6 protein-coding genes are annotated in these 5522 nt (G+C 46.4%); 3 read left to right on the plus strand and 3 right to left on the minus strand.

Annotated elements, in window-relative coordinates:
• Positions 1-16: 16 nt before the first annotated feature.
• Both V2H45_RS24965 and V2H45_RS24970 read right to left on the minus strand, forming a co-directional pair.
• Positions 17-502 (minus strand): hypothetical protein, encoded by a 486-nt coding sequence (locus V2H45_RS24965; RefSeq protein WP_330486403.1) that lies wholly within the window; start codon positions 500-502, stop codon positions 17-19.
• Between the two features lie 151 nt (positions 503-653).
• Complete coding sequence (locus V2H45_RS24970; protein ID WP_330486404.1) at positions 654-1076, minus strand: hypothetical protein; 423 nt, start codon at positions 1074-1076, stop codon at positions 654-656.
• A gap of 241 nt (positions 1077-1317) precedes the next feature.
• On the opposite strand from V2H45_RS24970, the gene V2H45_RS24975 reads away from it, so the two are divergent.
• The 3 genes from V2H45_RS24975 to glnT all read left to right on the plus strand — a co-directional run bounded on the left by V2H45_RS24975 (position 1318) and on the right by glnT (position 4723).
• Positions 1318-2235, plus strand: a complete 918-nt coding sequence (locus tag V2H45_RS24975; protein WP_330486405.1) for a fatty acid desaturase — start codon at positions 1318-1320, stop codon at positions 2233-2235.
• A complete protein-coding gene (locus V2H45_RS24980; protein ID WP_330486406.1) occupies positions 2232-3236 on the plus strand; it encodes an alpha/beta fold hydrolase in 1005 nt (334 codons plus the stop codon). The genes V2H45_RS24975 and V2H45_RS24980 overlap by 4 nt, the downstream gene beginning before the upstream one ends.
• A 182-nt stretch (positions 3237-3418) precedes the next feature.
• Positions 3419-4723 (plus strand): type III glutamate--ammonia ligase, encoded by a 1305-nt coding sequence (glnT, locus tag V2H45_RS24985; protein ID WP_330486407.1) that lies wholly within the window; start codon positions 3419-3421, stop codon positions 4721-4723.
• Positions 4724-4755: 32 nt separating this feature from the next.
• Here glnT and V2H45_RS24990 read toward each other — a convergent pair whose 3' ends face one another.
• Positions 4756-5283 carry a GTP-binding protein gene (locus V2H45_RS24990; RefSeq protein ID WP_408648917.1) on the minus strand — a complete coding sequence of 176 codons (528 nt, stop codon included), beginning with the start codon at positions 5281-5283 and terminating at the stop codon, positions 4756-4758.
• Positions 5284-5522: the final 239 nt, after the last annotated feature.

The following is a 5522-nucleotide window of genomic DNA, read 5'->3' on the forward strand; positions in this document are numbered from 1 at the left end:
TCATTTAGCTCACCTTCTATAGGGTAGCCCTATTTCCGCCCTGCTGTACTAGTAAACTTATTGTTGCTTTTTCAAAGGGATGGCTGTGCGATCGCGGTACTTGTTTCCAGTGATTGTTACCGATGCTTTGTGCGATCGCGATCGCAGGTTGGGGAATCACAATAAAAAGCCCGAAGGAGTTACCCTTCGGGCTAGACGTTTGTAGATACGTCGCTAGTAAACTTATTGTTGCTTTTTCAAAGGGATGGCTGTGCGATCGCAGTACGTGTTTTCTGTGATTATTGCCGATGCTGCTTGTGATCGCGATCGCAGGTTGGGGAATCACAATAAAAAGCCCGAAGGAGTTACTCTTCGGGCTAGACGTTTGTAGATACGTCGCTAGTAGACTTATTGTTGCTTTTTCAAGGGGTTGACTGTGCGATCGCAGTACGTGTTTTCTGTGATTATTGTCGATGCTGCTTGTGATCGCGATCGCAGGCTGGGGAATAAGAAAAAAGCTCAAAGGTGCTAATCCTTTTGGTTAGAGGTTTGTAGACTTTTCCGAAAGCGAGGGAACAATGTATCAAGCCATATTTCAGCGATCGCCTGCCTTTAAAATTTAGCCTGAACCCAATTCGCAACTCTTTAATATTTTCGATTTATGACTCTTCAGTTTATGACTCTGGTAATTGAGTCTGCTGGCTTTTCTCCTGTAGTGACTCAGGGGAATACAAGGTAACTCGTAGGGAAGCTCCAACCTTTGCCATACGTTGGAGGAGTGCATTAGATAGTCCTTGATTGAATGCCCATGGCTCACTCCCACAATCGTAGCCAATGTTAAACTCACAAAGTGTTAAAACCCGCCAAATACTCCGTTCTGGCTCATCAAATTGCTCAATGACTGATAACATGGCTGCAATGCTTGATTCAGGCTCTTCATATTGTCCATCTGTTTCGAGAATTGCAGACCAGTGACCATCTTCACCTCGTGTTACATGAAGTGGGAAGACACCCTGAGATTCAAAAACTGCTGCGAGTGGAGTCAAATCCACGGTTGCAAAGAGATCGAGATCGGTGTTGAGGTATCGGGTTTGCAATCCATATTCTCCATTGCTTTTCTAAAACTTGAAGTCTAACTTAATACATTGTACAAAAAATTTCTGGTTAAAACCACTATTGTTAAGAAAATTTCGTGGTTTTTTGGGTTAACGCTTATGGGAATGTTTAGCAAAGTAGGTTACGAAGTGTAGCCACAAGAAACTTTGTTGACACCTATGAATCAAGCTGCCAAAATACAGGAATAAATTTCGTTTTCTCGCTGGACTATACCTTTGCGCCATGACGAACCAAATTCTTTCTGTAGAAGAACTAAAATCCCTGAATGTGCGTTCCAATCGCCAAGGGTTGCTGCGCTTGACTTTGCACCTAGGCGTAATGACGATCGCGGGTTATCTTTGGGCAACTAATTTGACCGGCGATCGCTGGTATATTGCAATCCCGTCCTTGGCGATCTATGGCTTCAGCTTGGCGATTATGTTTGCGCCTTTACATGAGAGTTCCCATCGCACGGCTTTTGCGAATAATCATTTGAGCGATGCGATCGCGTGGTTGGCAGGGCTACTATCTTTTTACAACAGTAGTTTTTATCGGCTGTATCACAAATGGCATCACCGCTACGCCCAGATCCCCGACAAAGACCCCGAACTCAGCGATCCCCCTCCTGCGAATCTTGGGGAATATCTCCTGCAAATTAGTGGAATCCCTTGGTGGATTGGGAAAGTACAAACGCATGGGCGAGTAGCGCTTGGGAAATTAGAAGGTTATCCATTCATTCCCGAAGCCCAAAGAGAAGAGGTAATTCGTTCGACAAGATTGCAATTACTGGTTTATATAGCAGCGATCGCGATTTCTATCGCCTTTAGACAGCCTTGGTTTCTGCTTTATTGGCTGTTGCCCTTAGCCGTAGGTCAGCCATTCTTGCGATTTCTATTAATGGCAGAACATATGGGGTGCACCAAAGATGACAATAGCCTCACCAACACCCGTACCACCCTAACCTTCCCCCCCCTGCGCTACTTTATTTGGAATATTCCTTTCCATGCCGAGCATCATCTCTATCCATCGATTCCATTCTATATGTTGCCCGTTGCCCATGAGAAGTTGCGCAGTCACTTTGTCCATGTTGATTCAGGCTATGTGAATGTCAACTTAGAGATCGTCAAGCATCTCAACGCGCAAGAGCCCGTTGCGGTATGAGTCTGTTTGTCATTCCAAACTTTGAACTGCAATGTGGGACTATCCTGCCAGAGGCAAAGGTAGTTTACCAAACCTATGGCGAATTGAATCGCGATCGCTCGAATGTAATTCTCTATCCCACCTCCTACGGAGCGCAGCATCCAGACATTGAGTGGCTCGTGCGTGCCGATGGCATTCTCGATCCGACGCAATGGTTTATCGTGATTCCCAATATGTTTGGGAATGGGTTGTCTAGTTCTCCAAGTGATTGCCCCTCCTGCGGTTTAGCGGAGCAGGGGTTTTGGTTCAGCCATTTCGATAATGTGCGCGCTCAAGAGCAACTTTTACGGGATGTCTTTGGCATCGATCGCCTTGCGCTCGTCTATGGTTGGTCGATGGGAGCGCAGCAAGCCTACCATTGGGCGGCTTTATACCCCGAAAGGGTAACGCGCATTGCTGCCCTTTGCGGTACTGCCCGCACCACTGACCACAATCGCATTTTTTTAGCCAGTTTGCGATCGGCGCTAACCTCTGACCCCGCTTGGACGGGGAATGGGTTTGATGGCATTCCCGATCGCGGTTTTCACACTTTTTCCTTGATTTATGCGAGTTGGGCGGCTTCACCCGCCTTTTATCAGGCAGGACTCTACTACCAATTTGGCTTTGACTCTCTCGAAGATTATTTGCAACGCGGATGGGAAGCTAACTATCGTAAACGAGATCCGCATAACCTAATTGCCATGATTGATACATGGTTAAAATCTGACCTCAGCGATAATCCTACTTACAAGCGCGATTATGCACTGGCGTTGGCATCAGTTCGAGCAAAGACTCTGGTGATGCCAAGTGCAAGCGACCTGTACTTTACCCCCGCAGATTGTAAGAGAGAAGCATCTATGATTCCGAATGCTAAGTATCTAGAAATCCCCTCGATTTGGGGACATCGCGCAGGCAATCCCTATCAAAACCCTGAGGATGAAACGTTTATCCGTCAAGCGATCGCCGAACTTCTCGCTCATTGAACGAATTGGTAATAAGCAAATTTCTAGTAAAGAATCTCCCATTGTGTATTTGCCAGTCGGGCTTACCCCCTTTAATTCCCCCTTGTAAAGGGGGAAGATCGGAAATCTTGTTCCCTCCCCTTTGCAAGGGGAGGGCTAGGGTGGGGTAAATTTAAAACGAAAAATCACCTAAGCAATAAACTATGACAAGCCTTTCTGCAATTGCCCAAGAAAGAGGAATTCGCTATTTTCTGATTTCCTTTACCGATTTATTTGGAGTCCAACGCTCTAAGTTAGTACCCACAGCCGCGATCGATAGTATGGCAACCAGTGGGGCGGGCTTTGCTGGCTTTGCCACATGGCTCGATATGACCCCTGCCGATGCCGATATTTTTGCCATTCCCGATCCGAATAGTCTGTTTCCCTTGCCTTGGCAACCCGATGTTGCTTGGATGCCTGCCGATCTTTACATGAATGGCGAACCTGTCGCCCAAACTCCTCGTCTCGTGCTAAAGCGCGTTCTCAGTCAAGCCGAAGCACTGGGCTATCGGGTAAAAACGGGTGTGGAATGCGAATACTTTCTCTTGTCTGCCGATGGCGAGCAACTTTCCGATCCTCGCGATCGCGCTAGCAAACCCTGCTACGACCAACAGGCGTTAATGCGTCGCTTTGATATTATTGCCGAAATCTGCGATGCCATGCTGGCAATGGGTTGGGGCGCATATCAAAACGATCACGAAGATGCAAACGGCCAGTTTGAGATGAATTGGACTTACGCCGATGCGCTGATCACTGCCGATCGCCATGCCTTCTTTAAATATATGGTGAAAGCGATCGCCGAAAAACATGGATTCCGCGCCACATTTATGCCCAAGCCATTTCCTCATCTCACGGGGAACGGTTGTCACACCCATCTTTCGGTTTGGGATTTAGCTGGAAATACCAATCTGTTTGAGGATCCTCAGGGTGAACTAGGACTATCTCCCCTTGCCTATCAATTTATTGGGGGTGTTTTGCATTCGGCGGAAGCTCTCTGCGCTTTTACCAATCCTACAGTCAACTCCTATAAGCGGATTAACGGGACTGTGACCCTATCTGGAGCCACATGGTCGCCCAATACGATTAGCTACACGGGCAACAATCGCACCCACACCATTCGCATTCCCGAACCAGGACGCTTTGAGTTTCGCCTCCCTGATGGCGCGGCAAATCCCTATCTTTTACCTGCGGCACTGATTGCCAGTGGACTAGATGGTATCAAGCATAAGCGCGACCCCGGAAAACGTTATGACAACAATACCTATACCGATCCACTACCTTTGGGAACTGTGAGGCAACTACCTGTAAATCTTTTAGATGCCTTACGTTGCCTAGAGGCTAATACGATCTTGCCTGAAAGCTTTGGAACCGATCTAACCCATGCCTATTTAAAACTCAAGCATCGAGAATGGAATGATTATTGCTCCCGCATTAGCCCTTGGGAGACTGAGAATACTTTAGATTGTTAAGATGAACTAAATCCGATCGATCGCGATGCCACTTACTTCATATAATGCTGCATCAATACGATTAGCGCTTGTACGACAGAGTCTCGCTCGTTTGCATTAACATCGATCATGGGAGGTTGGATCTGTGGATTCACAAAGCCTAAGGCGATCGCAATATTTTCACTAGTCCAAGCATCTTCACAATCCATGTGGGTTAGTCCAATAATGAGAGGAATACTCACACGACGATTCATAAAGGTCAGAATCCGCCGAGCATAGCGAAATTCACTGGGTCTGTTGGCAGCAATCAATAGGATGTAAGCATGTGCCTTTTTGATTAAAATATCCCACATAAAGTCAAACCTCGTTTGACCGGGTGTTCCATATAGGTGTAATGCCATATTCGAACCAAAACTCAATCGCCCAAAATCCATCGCAACGGTAGTTTTCTTTTTGAGCAACGCAGTTTCATCAGTAGCCACGCGATCGGTATCGACAACTTCAATTTCGCTCACCGAACGAATGAAAGTGGACTTGCCTGCTCCTACAGTGCCCGTCACTACTAGGCGCATAATTTCAATTGGCATGGTATTCAGTTAAACAATAGAAGAGTTTTGCTGTAAAATTGCGATCGCCAACAACCTTTTCGTCATTAAATATTGAATTTCGCTAGTTGTTTTCGACTGTGCGGCTTGAGGTTTGAAACATCTAAAGAGTTTATAGAAATGAGGGGGTCTCCCCCCATTTGGAATCGCTTCAAACAATTTCTCAGCTTAAGCTAGAGCAAGCTTTAACTCACTTGTAACTCGCTTAATTTCTA

Origin of the sequence: Tumidithrix elongata BACA0141 (genome assembly GCF_036349135.1) — a bacterium.
GTDB lineage: Bacteria > Cyanobacteriota > Cyanobacteriia > Pseudanabaenales > Pseudanabaenaceae > Tumidithrix > Tumidithrix elongata.

Excerpts from the sequence above, each read along its gene's own strand:
- glnT (WP_330486407.1), top strand. The coding sequence starts at position 3,419 with ATGACAAGCCTTTCTGCAATTGCCCAAGAAAGAGGAATTCGCTATTTT.
- V2H45_RS24975 (WP_330486405.1), top strand. The coding sequence starts at position 1,318 with ATGACGAACCAAATTCTTTCTGTAGAAGAACTAAAATCCCTGAATGTG.
- V2H45_RS24980 (WP_330486406.1), top strand. The coding sequence starts at position 2,232 with ATGAGTCTGTTTGTCATTCCAAACTTTGAACTGCAATGTGGGACTATC.